Below are 20,867 nucleotides of genomic sequence, written 5' to 3' on the forward strand. Positions count from 1 at the left end.
GCGGTTGAAGTTCGGGTAGCATGGTGCTACCTCTTGGAGGCTGGATGGCGCCGCACAATCCCCTGGCAAAGGTCCGCGCGCTCGCCGCCGACGAGGAGGCCTGTTCGTTCTTTTCTCCCGTCCTCGAAGAGCTCAGGACCCGTAAGCTCGACACTGACGACCTGCGGGCGATCATCCAGACGGAATTGGGCGAGGCGCACTTCAGCAAGTCCGAGCCGACGCGAAGACACCACCCGACCACCGTGTCGGACTACTACTCGATCTGGGTCGACGACTGCGCCGACTGGATGTTCCTGAAGCTGCTGGTCACCGGCGCTGACGTCCTGGTCGTCACCTCATTCAAGAAGGATATCGATCGATGACGATGGAGGCCTGCCAAGCCTGCGAGGCGATCGCGGTCTGCGAGCGCGTCGAGCCCTTCGTGGTCGAACGGTCGGGGAAGAGCCTCGCCATCCAGGACCGTCGCATGGTCTGCGCCGAATGCGGGAACGTCAGCTATCAGGGCTCTCAGATCTCTGAGCACGAGCTCGCCGTCGCCAACGCCGTGCGAGAGATGGACGGGCTCCTGTCCGCCGCCGAGCTCAACGCCATCCGCCTCAAGTACAAGCTCCGCCAGGCCGACATGGAACAGATCCTCTCCACCGGCCCGAAGACCTGGACCCGCTGGGAGCGCGGCAAGGTTCCTCAGAGCAAGGTCGCCGACCGCTACATCCGCGCCCTAGCCCGGGACCCCTACCTCGCCCGCCGCGAGATGCTTGCGGCCGGGGTCGTAAACCCGGAGGCCGAGGGCGTCTTCGCCCAGATCGAGCTTGACGATCGCAAGCGCGCCCACGCCGTCATGCGCGACGCCCTCGGGCGGCGCACCGAGATCGACCACGAGCGCTTCGCCGCCCTCGCTGCCGACGCGGCCTTCGACGCCTTCCACGGTAACCACGCGAACCCGGAAGCCGTCGCCGCATGAGCGAGAAGCCTCCCATGGGCGTGCTCCACCACCTTCCGCCGAGGAAACCCCTCGCGGATATGGAGGATTTCCGGCGCGACGTGGGAGAGACCATCGCGGCACAGTTCCGGGAGCAGAACGAGATCCTCCGCGCCGAGCGCGGTGAGCATCTAGCGCGTGTCCGGGAACAGGATGAGCGCCTCCAGCGGCAAGGCGAGCTCATTGAGCGGCTCACCCGCGGCGTCGAGCTCCTCGTCACCGAGATGCACGGCGTCCGGACCGGCAAGGCGGAGGAGGCCTTCGCCCGCGTCGGCGGCGAGGGCGCCGCCCCGGACCTGCCCACCGTCTCCGCGGAGTCCGCAGTGGTCTACATCTGTACCGCGGGCAGTATCGGCCGGAAGCTCGACTTCCGCGCCAGCGAGATCGGTACCCTGCTCGGCGCCAAGGGCCTGCGCTGGGCGGGCAACGGCGCCTACCAGGAACTCGGACGCGAGGTCGGCCCGAACCATACCAAGTTCTGGCACCGCGACGTCCCCGCCCGGCTCCGGCGCGTCCTGGACGAGAACAACCCAGCCCGCCACGGCATCACCGATCGCAGTGTCCTCGCGATCTTCCGCAAGTGGAGCGCCCGCCGGACCGGCGGCCCAGACCTCCTCGACAGCATCGAGGCGCTCAAGGCCTGAGCCCGGGCATCAGTTTCGGTGTGCCGCGGCGATTTGCTGTAACCTTGGTAACGGGGTTTTGATGAAAGCGCATCTAAGAAGCTATAAGCGTTGTCACGCGATCTATATCATCGGATTGTATTGTACTTGTATATATCAATCACGAACTAATTATCACGCATTCTCTACGTGAACCTCTCAACGAGAGATAATAATGGCATGATAGGTATCGGAGGCACGGAATTCTACAAAATATTTCACGAGGAAATAGAAAAACCTCGAATATTTGCTGATATAAATCAGCTTGCGCCGTCCGACATCGAACTCAGAATTCGCGCAATCTTCACTGCGCATAATTTTGATTTGGATGCTGTCGGCTTCGTACAAGCCTGTATGTATCAGCGAGAACAGAAGCTACCTTTCATAAAAATTGGACCCAAGCGACTTACTGAAGATGTTGACCTACTCGTTAAGGCCGTCGCATTCGGAATAGTTGACTGTCAAGAAATATCAACTGATCTCAGATTTAGTCTGTCAAGACCAGAGTCAAATCTATATGTAAACGGATTTCCTGCATGTTGCTTGAGAGATATAAATCGGATGCACGATGATGATCAAGATATGGATCACTTAGAATTCACGCGATTACATGGGGCTGCCGTGCTTGATCAAATCCAGCCTGTCATTCGTGATTTAAAAACATATTGGGGGAAAGAACCTCTCAATAAAAGCGTTCTGAAAAAGAGTTTGTTCTTACCAATAAAAGATCAAACAATTTCAGATATTCTCGAAACTGTCCCCGGTGAAATCATGCGAAGTTCACTCAGAGGACAAATTGAAAGGGCAGCATATGTAAGACATGAAAGATTGAGACTGCTTAGGAGCCCCCGATTACCTTCGATAGACGATGAAAAGGCGATTTTTGATATTTGAAAAATTGCCTTTTACACTGATCAGTGCAAACTACAAACGGCCGGAAGTGAACAGAAGCCGGGGCTGGCTCAATAGCCGGGAAGTCAGCCGACGACGCTGGTTCCCATCGCGTCGGGAGCCTTCAGGTCACACGACTGCATCCCGTGGGGCGATCACGTTAATTGCGCGGCCTCGAAGGGCGGCACGACGACGCTGATGTGCACCCTCGCCCAGGAATTCGCCCCGCGCGGGGTGCGCGTGAACGCCATCGACCCGCCGTGAGGACCGGCATTAACGCGGGCGAGATGCAGGGTAAAAATCTCCGCAGTGCGGTGTCGCAGATCCCGTATGGTCGCATCGGACGGGTCGAGGACATCGCCGCGGCCATCGCGCTCCTGGCCTGCGACCTGTCCGACTACATCGTCGGCGACACCCTTCTCGTCGATGGTGGGATGACCACTCCTGGCACGATGCCTATCGGCGGTAGGCCGGGGCCCGCACCTCCAAATCCGATTGATAGGTGAAAACCGTTAAGGCGCATCAGGGCTCGTCGCAGCCTGCGATGTTCCGGTCGGCATCCCGCTCGAAGGTCGAGGTGGTCAGCGCGTCGGGGATCCGCTCGGCGATCATTAGAAAGGGGCCTTGCATGGTGTTGGGGGCGAGCAGGGCCAGGCTGCCGCGGCGGAGGGCGCCGTCGCTCTCAACCAGGTGGCCGCGGCACCTACTGCGGCAGGCGACGATGACAGAAGGCCGTCAAACGCCCTTTTGCTGCTCACGAAGCTGGTCCACCCAGGCCCTCAGGTCCCCGACGGCCTTGAGCAGTTCGTCTGGGCGCAGGGGAGCAGCGTTCCGCCCGGGAGATGGATCGTGGGCTTCCGTCTGATCGCAGCACCGTTTGAAGCCGGCGGCGAAATCCTCGACGTTGGCAACGGTCAGGCTCGCCACCTTTCTCAGGTCCTTGGTGCTGATGTAGTCGCGGTGCCTTTGGATGACACAGTTGAAGGCCACCTCCTCAAGGGCCCGTTCCCACGTACTTCGTAACCTGCTGAAGAAGTGGGAGGCCGCAGCCCCGTACTCATCATCCCGATTGTCGTCGTAGAGGACCTTGGCCGCCCGCGCGTCCTTCTCAAGAGCGTCGAGGCGCTCCCGGACCTTAGCCCCGATCCAGGGCAGTCCCTGGTTCACGACGCCCGCGCCGACAGAGGTGTGGGTGAGCGAGATCAGGGAGACCGGGATCCTGCCGTCGATTGACAGCGCATGCAGGTCGTTCAGGAAGACGAGGTCATGCGTGAAGACGATAATCTGCCGGACGCCCCCTTCCTCGACCAGCCGCTCGGCGACCTTGCGCCGCCACCGATGGTCCAGCGAGGAGACCGGATCGTCGAAGACCAGCGTCGATCCATGAGCCGCGGTAGCGAGCTCGGTCAGGAAGGCGGCCAGGGCCACGCAGGTCTGCTCGCCCTCGCTCAGGATCTCGCCGACCTTCGCCCTCTCGTTGGCGAACAGCCGGACCTGGTACTGCGGGGAGCCGTACCTGCCGCCCGAACGGACGATGTCGACCCTCACCCTGTGGGCGGCCAGCTTCTGGATCTCTTCCTGAAAGCGATCGCGGACCTTCGGCGTGATGACCTTGTCGGCGATCGTGTTGCCGAGCGTCGTGATGGCATTCGTCGCCATCTCGGACAGGCAGTCCTTCAAACCCGCCAGCTCGCTCAGCCGTGCCACCTCGATCCTCGCCTTCGGCAGCAGTGCCTCCAAGAGTGCGCGGTCACGCAACTCGTCCCGTTCCGCAACCAGCCGTACCCGACCGGCGGGATCGACCGCCGTCAGAAGCTCCTTGGCATAGGCCTGCGTATCATCCGCAAGAGTCGTTAGCGTGCCGATGATGCCGGCCGCAACCACGGGCATTGGACCCGCGCCGCGGTCGGCGAGTGCCCGCGTGCAGATCCATCGCCGAAGCCGGACGGTCGCCAGCCCGCGCAGGATCGCGGCGGCGACATCCGGATGGGTCACCGACAGCTGGCGGCGCAGCGGAAACCCGGACATCCGCAGCGACAGACCCGACAGCTTCCCCAGGGCCTCCTCGTAGGCCACCTCGGCCTTCCGCGCCTCGCGCTCGCTGTCGGCCTTCACGAACTCCTCAAAGGTCAGCTTCAGATCCCCGGTCCCTTCGGAGATCGGCTGGTGGCAGAGCACGCAGACCGCTTCCGCGTCCGTCCGCGGGAAGTCGTGCCCCTCGTAGGCGACATGCTCCGAGTAATGCCGCGCCGCGTCCCATAGGGCTCGCCAGGTCGCCTCCCCGACCCCCTTCAGGGCGCTTCCGCCGAAGGCGCGTTCGGCCGCGAGCGAGGCGGCGGAGCGTTTGGAGCGGGCGGTCCCGGCGAGCGCCGCAAGCTGCGTGAGCTCCGCATCCGACACCGCCCCGAAGACCCTATCAAGCTCCTCGGAGAGGCGGCGTACGGCCCGGGCCAGCTCGCGCTGCTCCCCCGAGGCCCGGACCGGGTCGCGGGCCAGGTCCTCCTCAAGCCGGCGAAGCCTTGCGCGCTCCTCCGCTGACAGGTTCGACAGCTTCTCCAGGGGTCCGAGGTCGGTACCCGGAGCGAGCGCGCCGAGAAGCCGCCCGACCCGGGTCCCAGACCCGAACGCGGGTTCCGTGAACGCCGAATCCCGCGCCTGCTCAAGCGCCCCCTGTTCCGCCGTCAGCGCCGTGCGGATCGCTTGGCAGACGCCGGCGAGCTCATCGGGGATGTCGAGCCCGAACGGACGGAACGCGACCTCGTTCCTCTCGCGCACATGGACCATTCCGCATTCGCGGTCGAAGACGCTGACGCTGGAAAGGAGGGCGTGGGGAGAGCCCGCGTCGGTCCAGGCCAGCGGCGCGATCGGATCGCCCGATACGACGCATCCGATCGTGGCGGATCCCGCATCGGCACCGCCGCCGAAGGCGTTCGGCAGGATCTCGCCGGGGGAACGCGCGCGGCACGCCCGCTTCAGGATGCGGGCGTACCCGGATTTCCCCACCCCGTTGTCGCCGTAGACGATCGTGATCCCATCGGGTTGAAACTGGAGTTCCTGGCCGGGAGCCAGCCGATTGACACCCATGACGTCCCTGATCGAGGTTAGCGCCACCTTCTCGCTAGTGGTGGCCATGGACGGAACATGCTCGACGCCAAAGGGCGACGGGGTCACCTCGATCCCTGGGAAGCCGCATCCCCTCTTACAGAGTAGCGCAAGCTCGCGGTGATCGTCGGCGTCGAGGGTGCGCTTTGCCACGATGCGACGCAGAGCGTCCCGCTGCCAGTCAGGCTTATTCCTCGACCATTGTAGGATGATCTCGAAGACCGAACCCGTCGCCGCCATCGAGACCCATTCCCCCGCATGGGTTCGAGCTTAGCAGCAGGCCACGGATCTGTAAGGGGCGCCGACGTCGTCGCGGGCTCCGCCCCGTTAGTCCTCGGGTCGCCGCCTATAGGCCTTGTCCACTTTGTTGAAGAAGTTCACGTGGCTCAAGCGCATGTCCATCTTCCTGCGCGGCGTTAGAGCGTCAAAGGGCTTCTTTTAGAGCGTCACGCTACCCACACTTCGTCGATCAGGTCGCCCGCGCCCAAGCCGCCCAGGTCATCTCAGCCACCCGCCGCCTCCTCGGCATCCGCAACGACCGCATCATCAAGAGCTACGACGCGTCCCGGGGCGCGGCGATGGCCGACCGGACCCGCGACGACGCGGCCCAGCAACTCGCCGTCGCTCATGCCGGCACGATGGACGCCTTCTGCGAGCGGGTGAAGAAGGTCGTTCCCTCGGCCAAGCCGTGCCGCCTCAGCTACCGCGAGGGGATAAAGGATTCCCACGGCTAGACCGAGTTGAGGGCCGGGCACCTAGTACTGCTGTGTCACAAAATTTTCTATGTTCCTGATATTGCTCACTCTTTCTCGGCGCGGCAGCGAGAGAAAAACGCAGGTTCTGCAGTCTGTTATGGGCTTCGTGACACAGTCGTACTAGTGGTCGGAACCTGACGCTTGGTACTCATCCGTGAACGTCCGAGAAGGGTGGCAAGCAGCTTGGCTGCTTTCAGTCGCAAGACGTTCTAAAGCGGACCAAGGATGAATCACCGTCTCCGGACGGTCGGTCCAACTCATCTCAGGGTCGAATTTTGTTAAAGCCGGATGCCGACTTCATCAGAGGCGATGCCACCGGCGCGAAAGTGCTCTGCCTCGGGAGACAGCGTGATTCACGATTGCAAAGCCCCGGTCACGCGACGTCTCGTGCTGGTCCGGCATGGCCAGAGCGTAGCCAACCGATCCGGCCTGTTCACGGGATTGCTGGACTCGCCCTTGACCGAGCAGGGCCGGATGGAAGCCGAGGCAGCCGGCCGGCGTTTGGCCGAGCGCCGCTGGCGCTTTTCTGTTGCCTTCACCTCGACGCTGACGCGGGCCGTCGTGAGCGGCCGGCTTATCCTCGATGCGCTCGGGCAACCCGGATTAATCCCCCAACGCTTCGCCGCGCTCGACGAGCGAGACTACGGCGACCTCAGCGGGCTCGACAAGACCACCGCCGATGCGCGCTGGGGGGCGGTGCGGATTGAGACCTGGCGCCGCTCCTACGCTGATGCGCCGCCGAATGGTGAGAGCCTGCGCGACACTGTCGCGCGCATCGTGCCCTGCTACCTCCGATCCATCCTACCGGCGGTCATGGGCGGGGACGTGCTGGTCGTCGCCCACGGTAATTGCCTGCGGGCGCTTGTGATGGCGCTCGAAGACCTCAACCCGGCGGAGGTCGAGCACCTCGAACTCGCGACGGGCTCCGTCAGGATCTATGAGTTTGCCGCGGACACGACGATCAAGGCACGCTGGATTGACGGGTGAATGCGCTTGTCGGCCCCCCAGAATGGATCTCCGCAAGCCGCGAAGGGGCCCCTTTTCATCTATTCCGTTGATGGGAAACATCTGATCATTCCGTTGGAGTGAATGAAAGGGACATGGGATTCTCTGGCATCACATCGGAGCCATCCATGTCCATGCCCAGACTTTTCTCCCACCCTCGATCGATGGGCGCCTTGGCCGGCACGAAAGCCATCCTTCCGGGACTGGGCCTCTGCGTGGCGGTCACCGCCGCAGCGGTCGGCTTCGAGGCCGTCGAGGCGCATCTGTTCGGTCGCGCCTGGCTCGAAGCCCTGGTGCTGGCGATCCTGCTCGGCAGCGCGATCCGCACGGCCTGGACCCCGTCGCAACGTTTCTTTCCCGGCATCGCCTTCGGGGCCAAGACCGTACTGGAGATCGCGGTTGTTCTTCTCGGGGCCTCGCTCAGCCTCGCGACGATCTTGGCGGCCGGTCCGGGTCTGCTCTTCGGCATCGCGGGCGTCGTCACGGTGGCGATCCTGTCGAGTTACGGCATCGGTCGGGCGCTCGGGCTGCACCCGCGCATGGCGATCCTCGTCGCCTGCGGTAACTCGATCTGCGGCAACTCGGCCATCGCCGCCACGGCGCCGGTGATTGGTGCCGACGGCGAGGACGTCGCCGCCTCCATCGCCTTCACCGCGGTTCTAGGCGTGCTGGTGGTGCTCGGGCTGCCGCTACTGGTGCCCCTGCTCGGTCTCTCGCCGATGCAGTACGGGGTGCTCGCCGGCCTCACCGTCTACGCTGTTCCGCAGGTTCTCGCCGCCACCGCGCCGGTCGCGGCACTCAGCGTCCAGGTCGGAACCCTGGTGAAGCTCGTCCGGGTGCTGATGCTCGGCCCGGTCGTCCTGGTGCTCTCGCTCGGCGCGAGCCGGCTGGGCGAGAAGACCGACGAGGCCGCCCCCGGCGTCACAGCCGGCGACCGCCCGGCCCGCGCCAGCCTCGCGATCCACCGCCTGGTGCCGTGGTTCATCCTCGCATTCCTCGCGCTCGCGGGACTTCGCTCGGCCGGGCTGATCCCGCAGGTCGCGCTCGCGCCGATGTCGGAGACCGCCAACGTGCTGACCGTGGTCTCGATGGCGGCGCTCGGCCTCGGGGTCGACGTGCGCAGCGTCGCCAAGGCCGGGGCGCGGGTGACGCTGGCGGTAGTCGCCTCGCTCCTCGCGCTCGGCGCCGTCAGCCTCGGCCTGATCCACGTGCTGGGCCTTGTCTGATCCGGGTGTGGATCCGGCTCCACCACCGATCCAGGTTTTCATCCGGCGCGATGCCCCGAAGAAATCCGGATTAAGCGGGAGATTGAAAATTCTCGAATCATCGCACCGGGAGATCGTTCGCATCGCGAAAGACCGTTGGAGGGAATAAATCGCTTTCCGTAGCATCTCCCTTGTCGCGAGGAATCGCCACGAGGCCCGATGCGCTCGAACGCATCGACGCCGACATTCTTCAAGGGGAGAGACCATGCACGGATTGGACAGACCGACGAACCGCCGCCTCGTCCTGGGTGGACTCGGGCTCGGCAGCCTCGGCGCCGCGTTGCCGGCCTGGGCCGCGGGCTCGGTGAAGCTGCCGCTGCCCGGCGGCCCGGACGAGCGGGCGCTGACCACCGCCTTTCCGGGCAAGGGCGAGATGATCCTCCAGCGCACCCATCCGCCGCTGCTGGAGACGCCGTTCTCGGTGTTCGACGCGGGCGTGTTCACCCCCAACGACCGCTTCTACGTGCGCTGGCACTGGGCCTCGATCCCGACCGAGGTCGATGCCGGCACCTTCCGGCTCAAGGTCCACGGCCATGTGGAGAAGGAACTCTCGCTCTCCCTCGATGCCATCGCCGGCCTGCCGCGCTTCGAGATCGCCGCGGTCAACCAGTGCTCGGGCAATTCACGCGGGCTGTTCGAGCCGCGGGTGCCCGGCGCGCAATGGGCCAACGGCTCAATGGGCAACGCCCGCTGGACCGGGGTGCGCCTCAAGGACGTGCTCGAAAAGGCCGGGGTGAAGGCCGGTGCCGTGCAGGTGCGCTTCAACGGCCTCGACGAGCCCGTGGTCGACGACGCGCCGGACTTCAAGAAGTCCCTCGATCTCGACCACGCCAACAATGGTGAGGTGATGATCGCCTACGCGATGAACGGCGAGCAGCTCCCGCTGCTCAACGGTTTCCCGCTCCGGCTCGTGGTGCCGGGCTGGTACTCAACCTACTGGGTCAAGATGCTGTCCGACATCGAGGTGCTGGACAAGCCCGACGAACAATATTGGATGAAGACCGCCTACCGTATTCCCGACGTGCCGGGTGCTAACATCAAGCCCGGGCAGACAGGGTTCAAGACAGTGCCGATTAACAGGATGGTGCCGCGCTCGTTCGTCACCAACCTGACCGACGGCGCCAAGGTGGCGGCCGGAACGCCGGTGGCCATCCGCGGCATCGCGTTCGGCGGCGATTGTGGGGTGAAGGCGGTCGAGTTCTCCGGCGACGGCGGGGCGACGTGGTTCCCGGCGCAACTCGGTGCCGACGAGGGCCCCTACAGCTTCCGCCGCTTCGACGGCAGCCTGCCGGCGCTGGCCGCCGGGACCCACACGGTCAGGGTCCGCTGCACCAATACCAAGGGCGTCGCGCAAGGCATGGACCGAGTCTGGAACGCCAACGGCTTCATGCAGAACGGCATCGAGACCGTGTCCTTCCAGGCCGCTTGAGGAGAACAGCCATGAACACAATTCGCCCTGCGGCCCTCATCGCCGCGCTCATCCTGTCTCCCCTGGTGGCGCTCGCGGCGCCTGCTCCCGAGCCGATGCGCTTCAGTTCGCAATCGATCGAATTTCCGACGTCCGACCGGATCTTTCCGGACGGGCCGGGAGCCGAGGCGGTCAATAACAATTGCCTCGCCTGCCACTCGGCCGGGATGGTGCTGACCCAGCCCAAGCTCACGAAGGCGCAGTGGACCGAGACCGTGAACAAGATGGTCCACGTCTACAAAGCGCCGGTCGATCAGGCCGATGTGCAGACCATCGTCGATTACCTCACGGCGTTGAAGCCCACGCCCTGAACCCTCGAATCCCGAGGCCGCCGTGCTTTTTTCGCCGGCCTCGGGGAATAGACCGCCCTCGCTGGCATCTCCCTAAGGCGATGCACGGCCTGACCGGTCCCGCACGACGCAATCCGATTTCGAACTCGCCCGCACGGCCGGCCCCAGGCCGTCGAACGAGGGCGCATGCCCGAGAGACACGCTTCATGACCCACGTCCGTACCAGCCTCCGCGCCCTCCTCGCCGGAGCTGCCTTGCTCCTCACCCAGAACCAACCTGGATTCGCCGCCGGCTTCGACGGCGCAATCAAGAACAACGCGCTCGCCCTGAACGCCGCCGGCACGGTCGCCGCGGTGTCGAACAGCGAGGAGAGCGCCGTCATCGTCTACGACGTCGCCAAGGGCACGGTGCTCCGCCGCCTCGACGGCTTCGTCACGCCGCGCAACATCGTGTTCGCGCCGGACGGCGCCCGCTTCTACGTCTCCGACAGCGGCACGGGCCGGATCACGGTCTACGAGACCGGCACCGGCAAAGAAGCCGGCGTTCTTGCCGCGGGCCCCGGTGCGTTCGGCACGGTGCTCTCGGCCGACGGGACAAAGCTCTACGTCAACAACGAGGCCGCGAGCACGCTGACCGTGTTCGACACCAAGACCATGCTCGCAGTCGCCGTGATCCCCGGCTTTGCGCAGCCGCGCCAAGGCGTGAAGCTGTCGCCGGACGGCAAGACCGTGTTCGTGACGAACTTCCTCGGCGACAAGATCACGTTGGTCGACACCGCCACCAACAAGATCACCAGCGAGATCGCCGGGTTCGACAAGCTGCGCGCCATCTCGATCACCAAGGACGGCAAGACGCTGTTTGCCGCCAACAGCGGCCGCAACACCGTCAGTGTGGTCGATGTCGCCGCCCGCAAGGTCACGTCAGAAGTCGCGGTGGGCAAGGACCCCTACGGTGCCGCGCTGACCCCGGACGGGCGCTTCGTCTATTCGGGCAACCTCAAGGACAACTCGCTCTCGGTGATCGACACCGACACGCTCAAGGTCGTCGCCACGGTGACCGGGCTGAACGAGCCGCGCCAGGCGATCGCATTCTCCAGTGACAACGCCCACGCGTACGTCCTCAACCGCGACCTCAGCGTGGCCGTGGTCGACCGCGCGAAGAACGCGGTGGTTTCGACGATGAAGCCGTGAAGCGTCGCGGGGGGGGGGGGGGGGGGGGTGCCTTTCGGCGCCGGGCGCGTTCTCGATCTCGACACGTCGCGAACGCAGGACAAAGACCCCATGCTCGGCCTGTTCCAGCGCAAGGACCGCCTCATCGTCCACGGAAAGACGCCCTACAACGCCGAGCCGCCGCTCGATCGCCTGCGGGCCGCCTTCCTGACTGATCAAGCCGACTTCTACGTCCGCAGCCACGGCGACATCCCGGACCTCGACGCCGACGGCTACCGCCTGACCGTCGACGGGATGGTCGCGACGCCCCTCGACCTCTCCCTCGCCGATCTCAAAGAACGCTTCGCGCCCGTCACCGTGACGGCGGTGATGCAATGCGCCGGCAACCGCCGGGCCGACATGCTGGCGGTGGCCCCGGTCTCCGGCGACCCGTGGGCGCCCGGCGCCATCGGTAATGCGGAATGGACCGGCGTGCGGCTCGCCGACGTGCTGCGCGCGGCCGGCATCAAAGCGGATGATGAGCGCCACGTCGCCTTCGAGAGCCACGACCGGATCGCGGACACGGACACGCGCTTCGGCGCCTCGATCCCGCTCGCCAAGGCGCTGGCGCCCGAGACGCTGCTTGCCTTCGCGATGAACGGCGAGCCTCTCGCCCCCGAGCACGGCCATCCGTTACGCGTGGTGGTGCCGGGCTTTGCCGGCATCCGCAGCCCGAAATGGCTCGCCCGGATCACGGTGCAGGACCGGCCCTCCGACAACCCGATGCAGGCCGACGACTACAAGCTGTTTCCGCCCGACGTGACGGCCGAGACCGCCGACCCGGCCCACGGCATCACCATCGAGGCGATGCCGTTGAACAGCGCGATCTGCGAGCCCGCCCGCGGCGCTGCGTTGAAGGCCGGCCGGCACGCGATCCGCGGCTACGCCATCGCCAGCGACCGCGCGGTCGCCCGCGTCGACGTCTCGACGGATGGCGGCCGCAGCTGGGCGCAAGCCCGGATCAAGCGCGATGCCGACGCGCCCTACGCCTGGACGTTCTGGGAGATCGAGCGCGAACTGACCGCGGGCGAGCACGAGCTCGCGGTGCGGGCCTGGGATTCCGCCGGCCAGACCCAGCCGGCCGCCCCCGACGACACCTGGAACTACAAGGGTTACCTCAGCGCCGCCTGGCACCGGGTGCGAGTGACGGTGGCCTGACCCTCACGCCCAGAGCAGGGCGGTGGCCGCGAGGCCGGAGATCGCGATGAGCAGGGCCGCAATCCCGACGGTGAGGAGGCGCGGCATCATCGGGATCTCGGAATGGGCGAGCCGTGCCCGGATCGCCCGGTCCCGCCACACGGCGCCGGCGAATGAGGCGAGCGCGCAGCCGATCAGCGTCAGCGACAATACCTTCAGCGGCCAGACCGCGAGCACCTCCCGCAGGAAGCGCTGCGCGGCGAGGCCGACGCCTAGGAACGCGAGCCCGGTGCGAAGCCACGCCACGAAGGTGCGTTCGGCCGCTAGAACCGTCCGATCCTCGGCGAGTCTCACCCGGGGATCGTCGGGGGGCACGGGTTTCGCGAGCTCGCTCATCCGGCATTCGCTGTCGCGATCAGGTCGAGAAGCGCGTCGGCGGCCCGGCTGCGGTAGCGCTCCTTGTGGCGCAGCACCCGGAACGGCCGGCTCGGTAAGTCGAACGCCGCCCGGACCAGGGTCCCGGCCCGAAGCGCGGCGGCGACCACGGTCTCGGACAGGACGGCGGCCCCGCCCCCGGCCTCGACGGCGGCGCGGACCGCCTCGTTAGAGGGCAGTTCGAGCGTGACCCGAAGCTGGGCGGCTGCGAGGCCGGCCGCACCCAGGGCCGCCTCGAAGGCCGAGCGGGTTCCCGATCCCGCCTCGCGCAGCACCCAATCGACCCCGGCGAGGTTTTCGGGTTCGAGGTGGGTCGCCTCGGCGAAGGCATGGCCAGGGGCGACCACGAGGACCAGTTGGTCCTGCGCGATGGTCGTGCTCGCGAGCGTCGGGTCGTCCAGCGCCCCCTCGACAAAGCCGAGTTCGGCCTGCCCCGCGCGCACCGCGTCGGCGGCGTCGGTGGTGTTGCCCACCGCCAACCGGATGGCGATCTCAGGGTAGGCCCGGCGGAAGGCGACGAGGTGGCGCGGCAGCCAGTCGCTGGCGATGGTCTGGCTGGCATAGAGGGCCAGCGTCCCGCGTCGCATGCCACTGAGGTCGGCGAGCACCAGTTCGGCGGCCTCGGCCCGGGCGAGTACGGCGCGGGCCTCGACGAGGAACACGCGTCCCGCCTCGGTCAGCTCGATCCCGCGGCCGACCCGGTGAAACAGCTTGGTGGCGTGCCGCCCCTCGATGTTGGCGATCGCCGTGCTGACTGCCGACTGGACGAGGTTCAGCGCCTCTGCAGCCCGGGTCACGTGCTGCCGCTCCGCCACGGCCACGAAGATGCGGAGTTGGTCGAGGGTCATGGTTGCCGCGGCGGAACCGGCAATCCACGGACCTGCGCGTCAACCGCCTGCGCGACGGTCAACAGCCGCGCCTCGTCGGTGCGACCCGTCACGACGTAGGACATGCCGCCATCGACCCAGGAGAAGGCAGCGACATCGCCCTCGCGGGCGAAGCGGAACACCGTGCGGCCATCCGCATCGCCCACGCGGCTGTAGAGCGTCAGCCGGGTGCCGTGATCGTCATCGTACATCATCATCGCGGCGGATTCGGAACCCGCCGGCAGCAGCCGGCCGCCCATCAGGCGGAAGCCGTAGGCCGTGAGGTCGGGGGTGGTCACCGCCCGGCCGAGGCGCTTCGAGAGCCACGTCACGAGGTGCGGCTTCTCGTCGGCGCGCACCTCCACCGGATGCACCGCCTCGACCACGTAGGTGCGGAAGGCCGCCACTGCGTCGTCGGTCGCCGGCTCGGTTCGCGCGAGCGTGACCGTGGGTACCTGCCGCACGGCATGGCCGAACCAGCCGGCGGCACCGCCGACCGCGAGGCAGAGCACGGCCGCAGCCGCGACCGGAAGCCAGCGCCCGGTTATCGGGCGATGTCGCGAGCGGATATTGGCGACCCTGAGCCGCGCCGGGATCGCCTCCTCGGCGATCGGCGCGAGGCGGGCACGCAAGCGCTCGCGCAAGGCGCGATCCGCCGAGACCTCGGCCGCCCGCGCGGGATTTCCCCTGAGCCATGCCTCGACCAGCGCCTGCCGCTCCGGTTCCAGACGACCGTCGATCAGGCCGTGCAGGTCGTCCTCGCCGACCGGGCGCGGATCCCCGCTCATTTTACCCTCCTCAACAAGCCGGTTCGGCCCGTTTCCAGAAAACTTCGCATCCGCTCCCGGGCTCGGCTTAACCGCGACATCACCGTGCCGAGCGGTACTCCGAGCACCTGGGCCGCTTCCGCATAAGACAGATCCTCAACCGCGACGAGCAGCAGCACCGAGCGCTGCTCCTCGGGCAGCGCATCGAGCCCGGTGAGCACGTCACGGGCTCCCATAGCGGTCTCGGGGTCGGCACCCGGATCAGGCACCTGCTCCAAAGCCTCCGCGCCGAGATCGACGCCGCGCCGGCCCCGGCGTCGAACAGTGCCGAGGAACAGGTTGCGCTCGATCGTGAACAGCCAGGCCCGCAGGTCGCCGTCGCGGCGGCGTCCGGACCAGCCGGACAACGCCCGCTCCAAAGTGTCCTGGACGAGGTCGTCCGCCGCTTCGCGGTCCCGTAACAGCGCGACGGCGTAGCGCCGCAACGCTGGGATCTGCGGTTCGATGAGGGCAGCGATCTCGTCCACGAGGCTTTACCGATCAGGGCTTGGCGATGTGCCATGCACCGTTGAGGAATCCGTCGCCGGTGATGTCGCCGGGCTTCGTATCCTTGGCGAAGGTGTAGAGCGGCTTGCCCTTATAGGCCCACTGCATCGTGCCGTCGTCCCGCGTCACCATCGTCCAGTCGCCACTAGCAGCCGAGCCGGGCGCCGCCATCAGGGCGGGCCAGTTGGCGGCGCAGGGGCCGTTGCACATCGACTTGCCGCCCATGTCCTTGTCGAAGGTGTAGAGGGTCATGCTCTTGGCATCGACGAGCGCCGGCCCCTTGGCAGTCTCGGCCGTCATCGCAGGCGCAGCGGCCTGGGCGGCGACGGCGGAGAAGGCGAAGGCCGCAAAGGCGGCGCGGATCAGCATGGTGCGCATGAGTGAGGTCTCCGGCGGTCGACCATGACCGCATTGGGAGAGATGCCGAACGGGCGCGTCTATTCCACTGACATTTGGAAAAGATCGATCACATCGGCAGGGCCGCGAATTCGTCCCCGGCCAGGGAATAAAACCGTTTCCCCGGCATCTCTCCCCTCGACAACGAACAGGGAGGACGGCTCATGCGCGGAGCATTGGGATTTGCGCTCACGGCCGCCGTGATGGCCGGCGGCCTCGTCGGCGGCCGGATGATGATGCCCCCGACGCTGGCCGCTGCCGAGCCGCCGGCCGTCGTCTCCGCGTCCTTCGACGCGGTGATGGCGCAGTCGATGACGCGGATGCATGCCGACATGATGGTCCCGCCCTCGGGCGATCCGGACCGCGACTTCGCCGCGATGATGATCCCGCACCACGAGGGCGCGATCGCGATGGCCCAGGCGGAGCTGCTCTACGGCAAGGATCCGGTCCTGCGCCGCCTCGCGCAGGGGATCATCGTCGAACAGGGCCAGGAGATCGCGGTGATGCGCCGGGCGCTCGCCGATCTCCCTCCCGCGCCGGATTCGTCCGCCGCAGCCGCCCACCTTCACCACCATGGCACGGCCCCTGCCGCCGAGATGCCTTCGGAGATCTGCCGATGAAGACCGCCCTCACCCTCCTCGCGCTCGCGCTGCTCTCCGGCTCGGCTCTCGCCGGGCAGGCCCCGGGCGCAGCCTCCGCACCGGACGTGCCGGTCAGCGGCAGGGACCGGTTCTACACCTCGGACCAGTTCTCCAACACGGTCTCGGTGGTCGATCCCGCCGCCAACGTCCTGCTCGGCGTGATCCGGCTCGGCGACCCGACGCCGATGAACCTGAGCCCGCTCTATCGCGGCCAGCTCCTCGTCCACGGCATGGGCTTCTCGCCCGACCACAGGACGCTGCTCGCGGTCTCGATCGGTTCGAACTCCGTGAGCTTCATCGACACGGCGACCAACACGGTCCGCCACACGGCCTATGTCGGCCGCGCGCCGCACGAGGCCTTCTTCACGCCGGACGGCCGGGAGGCCTGGGTGAGCGTGCGCGGCGAGGACTACATCGCCGTACTCGATGCCGCGACCGCCAAGGAGACGCGCCGGATCACCGTGCCGAACGGGCCCGGCATGACGATCTTCTCGCCGGACGGCGCCTACGGCTATGTCTGCTCCAGCTTCAGCCCCGAGACGGTGGTGATCGACACGAAGACCCACACCATCGTCGGGCGCGTGAAGCAGGAGAGCCCGTTCTGCCCCGACATCGCCGCGACACCGGACGGCAAGCAGGTGTGGTTGACCCTCAAGGATGTCGGCCGGACCCAGGTGTTCTCTGCGACGCCGCCCTTCGCGCCGCTGAAGACCATCGAGACCGGGCCGATCACCAACCACGTCAACATCGTCTCGACCAAGGCCGGCCAGTTCGCCTACGTGACGATCGGCGGCCTGAACCAGGTCAAGGTGTTCCGCACCGACGACTTCACCCAGGTCGCCACCATCCCGACCGGCGCCCTGCCGCACGGGCTCTGGCCCTCGGGCGACGGCAGCCGCGTCTATGTCGGCCTAGAGAACGCCGACAAGGCGGCGGTGATCGACACCGCATCGAACACCGTGATCGCCGAGGTTCCGATCGGCCAGGGGCCGCAGGGCGTGGCCTACGTCCCGAACGCCGTGCCGGAGGGGGACGGAAAGCAGAACCTCCAGCCGCTGGGCGCAGCCGGCAAGACCAGCGCGCTGACGCTCGCAGGCACCGATGGCAAGCCGGCGACGCAGGTGACCCTGTTCGACCAGGGCGTGCTGCAGACCCTGCAGGCCGCGGTCACGGGACTGGCGCCGAAGACGCCGTTCGTCCTGGCGCTCGCCGCCGATCCGAAGGGGGCCGCCGGCCTGGAGCCGCTCGCCGCCTTCATGACCAACCCGGCCGGCGCGGCCATCGTCAACGCCATCGGCCCGATCCGCCAGATCACCCGCACGGATGCCGGCGCGAGCCGGCGCTACCTCGTGGTGGTCTCGGGCAAGCCCGGTGAACTCGGCGGCGTCGTCCAGATGCAGACTGTGGATTGAACGGGCGGCCTCACGAGCGCGGGAAGCGGGAATCCGAGAGCATGCGTTCGCAGCGCGCGTCCGGCTGCAACGTCTGCTTTCGAGGCCGCCGTTAGATTGCTCCTATGACCTAGTTGGGTCGGAGGCGGAACGTCCGCTTCAGGGCGAAGGGTCAGGGTCCGCTTCCCACCAGTTGCGACTTCGCAGGTGGGTACCAAGCGTCAGGTTCGGACCACTAGATCGGGACACGCCCCGACCGGCAGCTTCTCCAGCGTAGAGGAAGGTGCCGCGAAGAGGCGACGCGTCAGTCGAGTGCTTTCGACCAGCTCATCTCCTCCCCCCGTTACTCCTATCCAGTGTAACGCGGAAATTGCGAACTTTCAGGCTTCAGGGATCCAGCCCGAGACGGGCCGCCAGGGCCGCTGAGACGGCCTCCCGGCGGTAGATGACGGGGTTCTTCCCGGCTGCTAGGCCCCGCTTTGTGCGTGCCTTGAGCGCGGCCGCCGCCGCTAGGATGACCGCACCCGCGTCGATCGGGCTCGCGAGGCGGTACCCCTTGGGAGCGCCTGCAATGACGACCGCCAGCCCGTCGGCGATCGCGCGGTCGAGCGTCGCCGGATCCGGCGCGCCCGCCTCCGCTGCCCGGGCGCGGGAGGCAGCCTTGGCGGCGCGGTTGGCCTCGCGTGCACGGGCGGCCGAGAATGAGGGGCGGGGAGTGCTCATGGGCGGATGATGCCGTGACGAGGTGCAAGGCACCATGACATGTCACGCCCTCGACACCCTCTCGGCACGCCCTCGTGCGCACCTCGTGCTGAGCGCAGCATTTCCTCAGCATATTTTTGGGCGTTTCAGTTTTCCACATCGGCGATTCATCAAGAGCGAAATCCGCAATCACTCAGGACGCGTGCTGCAGCACCCCCGGAAACGGATCGTTCACCATGCCGTGTGGATCCCTTCGACTTCGGGTTGACGGGGAGTCCCGGCCAGGCGCGAATTGAGTCGTGAGATCGCCCCGCCCGGAGAGAAGCCGATGTCCCACGAGACCCGTTCCTTCACCGTCGACAGCTCCTTCCGCGTCGCGCAGGGCCTCGCCCTCGGGCACTCCGCCGTGGCGGGGGCCTTCGACGGCCTGCGCGAGTTCCAGCGCCAGCGCGACCTCGCCGACCTCGGCGCCGTCGAGGCCGTCGCCCGGGAGCTCCACCGCGTCCGCCGGCTACTCGCTGCCGCGCAGGCCGAGACCGCCGCCGCGCGCGCCGAGGTCGCCACCCTGGAGCGCGCCGTCGACGGCGAGCGCGCCCGTGCCGACCGGGCCGAGGCGAACCTCGCTCGCCTCGTCGAGGCCGTCCGCGACGGCCGCATCCGGGCACAGTAAAGCCCGCCGGGGCGATCCGGCGGGCTCGGTCGTCGGCAGGGTCCGAGGCGTCAGCGGCGGGGGCCAGCCGGGGCGCTCGCGTAGCACTCCTCCATCGTGAGGCCTGCCAAGGCCAGCTTGTCGACGAGGTCCATCTCCTGCGCGGGCGCCGCCGCCTCAGCCGCCGGCTTGTTCCTGTTGCCGCCCGAGGACGATCCGCCCTTGCCGGCCGCGCCGTCCTTGCCCGCCGCCGTCTGGATCGGGAGCGCAACGATCGCCGCGGGCGTGACGAGGCCGAGCTCGCACCGCATGCGGCCTTCGGGACCGCCAAGGACATGCTGCTCCAGGATCCGCGCCGGCGCGCGCCACGCCGCGAAAAGTTGCTCGCGCGTCAGCCTGTCGAGCCACGCGGCGATGAGCGGCGGCAGGGCGGGGATCGCCTCGTCGCTGGGCTTCGTGCCGACGACCCGGCGCCGGGCGTGCTCGCGGATGAGCAGGCCGAGGACGTACTGGCCGTCGTCGATCGGGGCCTCGTCGTCCCCATCCCGATCGGCGAGCGCCGCCGCGGCCATCACCGCCGCCGGGTTGGGCGGGCCCCCGAAACCCAACATCCGGAAGGGGGCCGACAGGGCGGCGGCGAGGGCGGCGAGCAGGGCGTAGAGGATGCGCACGGGGCAGGTCCTTCGATCTGAGGGTGACGGGGGGAGCTTCACGCCGCGGGCAGCAACCCACCAGCCGGGGCCTCCCGGCTCGTCGCCGACGCGATGCCGAGGGCGCGGTAGGCGAGGTAGGGCGGCAGCTGCCGCCGATGCCCGTGCAGCAGCTGGAGGCCGTGCGCGGCCTCCAGCTCGCTGAGGCCGTCGCGCTCGGCCAAGGCGTGCCCGGTCCAGGAGGTCGCCTGCGAATAGCCGCGCCCGTTCTCCTCGGACGCCCAGTCCTCGTCGAGCTCGGCCAGGTACTTCAGGCCCTCGTGGACGGCGGCCCGGACGGCCGGGTCCTGGGCGCGGGCGAGCCAGTGCGGCATGGCCGGGCGGGCGAGGCGCGCCTCTGCACGCACCCTGTTGGCCTCAGCGGCCTCCAGCCACCGCTCGGCAATCCGCCCGCCGTACGCTGTCCAGGACGTCGCCGTCATCAGCTCACGCGCGGATGCCAGCTCCTTCCCCAGAGACCACAGCCGCTTCGCCACGAGGTCCTGCAAACGCTGGCGAATCGGTGCCGTCAGAACCTCGTCGGCCTCGGCCCGCTGTTCGGCCCGCCGGTCGGCCGCCCCGCGCCGGGCGCCCGCCTTGGCCAACGCCGCGTCGACGGCGGCCCTGAGCGCGGGCACGTCGACCTCGGCCTCGCTCGTCCACCAGCACGGCAGGAGCGTGCCGTCCGGCGAGCGGGCGTTCGCCTTGTCCGTCCAGCTGTAGCCGGCGCCGATCATCTCGGCGCGCGCCCCGCGATAGGCGTCCTGGAACGTCTGCGGGATGGCGTCGAGGACGTGGAGTAGGCGGGCGTTCCCGTAGCGCTGGCGCTCGCCGACCAGGCGCCAGGGCAGGTCTTCGAAATCCAACGGGGGAGCAGTCAACCAGGGCATGGGCGTGTCCACAGGATAAAATAGCTAACGCAGACTAATACGCAGCATAGTCATTTTCAATGGCGATATTGACATAAAGGTGCAGCTAATGCATATTGATCTGCGTTCACAAGGAGCCTCCCCGGTGCCCCGC

24 protein-coding genes are annotated in these 20,867 nt (G+C 67.3%); 15 read left to right on the top strand and 9 right to left on the bottom strand.

Going from position 1 to position 20,867, the window contains the following annotated elements; genetic code table 11:
* Window positions 1-44 precede the first annotated feature (44 nt).
* From AC3WLN_RS11445 to AC3WLN_RS11465, 5 genes are all read left to right on the top strand, one after another.
* Entirely contained in the window at window positions 45-362 is a 318-nt protein-coding gene (locus AC3WLN_RS11445) for a type II toxin-antitoxin system MqsR family toxin (RefSeq protein ID WP_055958963.1), read from the top strand.
* The gene (locus AC3WLN_RS11450; RefSeq protein WP_082473294.1) at window positions 359-961 is read left to right on the top strand and encodes a type II TA system antitoxin MqsA family protein; all 603 of its coding nucleotides are present in this window, start codon (window positions 359-361) and stop codon (window positions 959-961) included. Before AC3WLN_RS11445 ends, AC3WLN_RS11450 begins: the two co-directional genes overlap by 4 nt.
* Window positions 958-1,623: a hypothetical protein gene (locus AC3WLN_RS11455; protein WP_056149076.1), complete on the top strand. Its 666-nt coding sequence runs from the start codon at window positions 958-960 to the stop codon at window positions 1,621-1,623. Before AC3WLN_RS11450 ends, AC3WLN_RS11455 begins: the two co-directional genes overlap by 4 nt.
* A gap of 168 nt (window positions 1,624-1,791) precedes the next feature.
* On the top strand, window positions 1,792-2,535 hold the full coding sequence (locus AC3WLN_RS11460; protein WP_146180524.1) for a hypothetical protein: 744 nt from the start codon (window positions 1,792-1,794) through the stop codon (window positions 2,533-2,535).
* Between the two features lie 257 nt (window positions 2,536-2,792).
* Complete coding sequence (locus tag AC3WLN_RS11465) at window positions 2,793-3,038, top strand: SDR family oxidoreductase (protein WP_055958954.1); 246 nt, start codon at window positions 2,793-2,795, stop codon at window positions 3,036-3,038.
* 229 nt (window positions 3,039-3,267) lie between these two features.
* Here AC3WLN_RS11465 and AC3WLN_RS11470 read toward each other — a convergent pair whose 3' ends face one another.
* The gene (locus AC3WLN_RS11470) at window positions 3,268-5,874 is read right to left on the bottom strand and encodes an AAA family ATPase (protein ID WP_055958950.1); all 2,607 of its coding nucleotides are present in this window, start codon (window positions 5,872-5,874) and stop codon (window positions 3,268-3,270) included.
* Between the two features lie 338 nt (window positions 5,875-6,212).
* Here AC3WLN_RS11470 and AC3WLN_RS11475 point away from each other — a divergent pair, with 338 nt between their 5' ends.
* The 7 genes from AC3WLN_RS11475 (at window position 6,213) to AC3WLN_RS11505 (ending at window position 12,783) form a co-directional block, all read left to right on the top strand.
* Window positions 6,213-6,368 carry a hypothetical protein gene (locus AC3WLN_RS11475; protein WP_156375892.1) on the top strand — a complete coding sequence of 52 codons (156 nt, stop codon included), beginning with the start codon at window positions 6,213-6,215 and terminating at the stop codon, window positions 6,366-6,368.
* A 369-nt stretch (window positions 6,369-6,737) separates the two neighbouring features.
* Window positions 6,738-7,376 carry a 2,3-bisphosphoglycerate-dependent phosphoglycerate mutase gene (locus AC3WLN_RS11480; RefSeq protein WP_055958948.1) on the top strand — a complete coding sequence of 213 codons (639 nt, stop codon included), beginning with the start codon at window positions 6,738-6,740 and terminating at the stop codon, window positions 7,374-7,376.
* 182 nt (window positions 7,377-7,558) lie between these two features.
* The gene (locus tag AC3WLN_RS11485; RefSeq protein WP_055958946.1) at window positions 7,559-8,620 is read left to right on the top strand and encodes a YeiH family protein; all 1,062 of its coding nucleotides are present in this window, start codon (window positions 7,559-7,561) and stop codon (window positions 8,618-8,620) included.
* 244 nt (window positions 8,621-8,864) lie between these two features.
* Window positions 8,865-10,088, top strand: a complete 1,224-nt coding sequence (locus tag AC3WLN_RS11490; RefSeq protein ID WP_055958942.1) for a molybdopterin-dependent oxidoreductase — start codon at window positions 8,865-8,867, stop codon at window positions 10,086-10,088.
* Window positions 10,089-10,099: 11 nt separating this feature from the next.
* The gene (locus AC3WLN_RS11495) at window positions 10,100-10,438 is read left to right on the top strand and encodes a c-type cytochrome (RefSeq protein ID WP_055958939.1); all 339 of its coding nucleotides are present in this window, start codon (window positions 10,100-10,102) and stop codon (window positions 10,436-10,438) included.
* Window positions 10,439-10,623: 185 nt separating this feature from the next.
* Entirely contained in the window at window positions 10,624-11,607 is a 984-nt protein-coding gene (locus AC3WLN_RS11500; protein WP_055958936.1) for a beta-propeller fold lactonase family protein, read from the top strand.
* A gap of 90 nt (window positions 11,608-11,697) precedes the next feature.
* Window positions 11,698-12,783, top strand: coding sequence for a molybdopterin-dependent oxidoreductase (locus AC3WLN_RS11505; RefSeq protein ID WP_055958933.1), 1,086 nt, complete (start codon window positions 11,698-11,700; stop codon window positions 12,781-12,783).
* Window positions 12,784-12,786: 3 nt separating this feature from the next.
* On the opposite strand, the gene AC3WLN_RS11510 is transcribed toward AC3WLN_RS11505, so the two are convergent.
* The 5 genes from AC3WLN_RS11510 to AC3WLN_RS11530 are packed head-to-tail and all read right to left on the bottom strand — an operon-like array spanning window position 12,787 to window position 15,754.
* Window positions 12,787-13,158: a YidH family protein gene (locus AC3WLN_RS11510; RefSeq protein ID WP_055958930.1), complete on the bottom strand. Its 372-nt coding sequence runs from the start codon at window positions 13,156-13,158 to the stop codon at window positions 12,787-12,789.
* The gene (locus AC3WLN_RS11515) at window positions 13,155-14,045 is read right to left on the bottom strand and encodes a LysR family transcriptional regulator (RefSeq protein WP_055958927.1); all 891 of its coding nucleotides are present in this window, start codon (window positions 14,043-14,045) and stop codon (window positions 13,155-13,157) included. The genes AC3WLN_RS11510 and AC3WLN_RS11515 overlap by 4 nt, the downstream gene beginning before the upstream one ends.
* Window positions 14,042-14,851 carry an anti-sigma factor family protein gene (locus tag AC3WLN_RS11520; protein ID WP_492481276.1) on the bottom strand — a complete coding sequence of 270 codons (810 nt, stop codon included), beginning with the start codon at window positions 14,849-14,851 and terminating at the stop codon, window positions 14,042-14,044. Before AC3WLN_RS11520 ends, AC3WLN_RS11515 begins: the two co-directional genes overlap by 4 nt.
* A complete protein-coding gene (locus AC3WLN_RS11525) occupies window positions 14,848-15,357 on the bottom strand; it encodes an RNA polymerase sigma factor (protein ID WP_055958922.1) in 510 nt (169 codons plus the stop codon). The genes AC3WLN_RS11520 and AC3WLN_RS11525 overlap by 4 nt, the downstream gene beginning before the upstream one ends.
* Window positions 15,358-15,370: 13 nt before the next feature.
* Window positions 15,371-15,754: a COG4315 family predicted lipoprotein gene (locus AC3WLN_RS11530; RefSeq protein ID WP_055958920.1), complete on the bottom strand. Its 384-nt coding sequence runs from the start codon at window positions 15,752-15,754 to the stop codon at window positions 15,371-15,373.
* A 182-nt stretch (window positions 15,755-15,936) separates the two neighbouring features.
* Between AC3WLN_RS11530 and copM the strand changes: the two genes are divergently transcribed.
* On the top strand, window positions 15,937-16,392 hold the full coding sequence (copM, locus tag AC3WLN_RS11535) for a CopM family metallochaperone (protein ID WP_055958917.1): 456 nt from the start codon (window positions 15,937-15,939) through the stop codon (window positions 16,390-16,392).
* A complete protein-coding gene (locus tag AC3WLN_RS11540; RefSeq protein WP_055958914.1) occupies window positions 16,389-17,825 on the top strand; it encodes a YncE family protein in 1,437 nt (478 codons plus the stop codon). The genes copM and AC3WLN_RS11540 overlap by 4 nt, the downstream gene beginning before the upstream one ends.
* A 366-nt stretch (window positions 17,826-18,191) precedes the next feature.
* Here the strand turns inward: AC3WLN_RS11540 and AC3WLN_RS11545 are convergent, their stop codons facing one another.
* On the bottom strand, window positions 18,192-18,527 hold the full coding sequence (locus tag AC3WLN_RS11545; protein ID WP_055958910.1) for a hypothetical protein: 336 nt from the start codon (window positions 18,525-18,527) through the stop codon (window positions 18,192-18,194).
* A 307-nt stretch (window positions 18,528-18,834) separates the two neighbouring features.
* On the opposite strand from AC3WLN_RS11545, the gene AC3WLN_RS11550 reads away from it, so the two are divergent.
* The gene (locus tag AC3WLN_RS11550) at window positions 18,835-19,176 is read left to right on the top strand and encodes a hypothetical protein (protein ID WP_055958907.1); all 342 of its coding nucleotides are present in this window, start codon (window positions 18,835-18,837) and stop codon (window positions 19,174-19,176) included.
* Window positions 19,177-19,226: 50 nt separating this feature from the next.
* On the opposite strand, the gene AC3WLN_RS11555 is transcribed toward AC3WLN_RS11550, so the two are convergent.
* Both AC3WLN_RS11555 and AC3WLN_RS11560 read right to left on the bottom strand, forming a co-directional pair.
* Window positions 19,227-19,826 (bottom strand): hypothetical protein, encoded by a 600-nt coding sequence (locus tag AC3WLN_RS11555; protein ID WP_055958904.1) that lies wholly within the window; start codon window positions 19,824-19,826, stop codon window positions 19,227-19,229.
* Between the two features lie 38 nt (window positions 19,827-19,864).
* A complete protein-coding gene (locus tag AC3WLN_RS11560) occupies window positions 19,865-20,734 on the bottom strand; it encodes a hypothetical protein (RefSeq protein ID WP_055958901.1) in 870 nt (289 codons plus the stop codon).
* Between the last annotated feature and the right edge of the window lie 133 nt (window positions 20,735-20,867).

The sequence above is a fragment of the Methylobacterium sp. FW306-05-D genome (assembly GCF_058782155.1).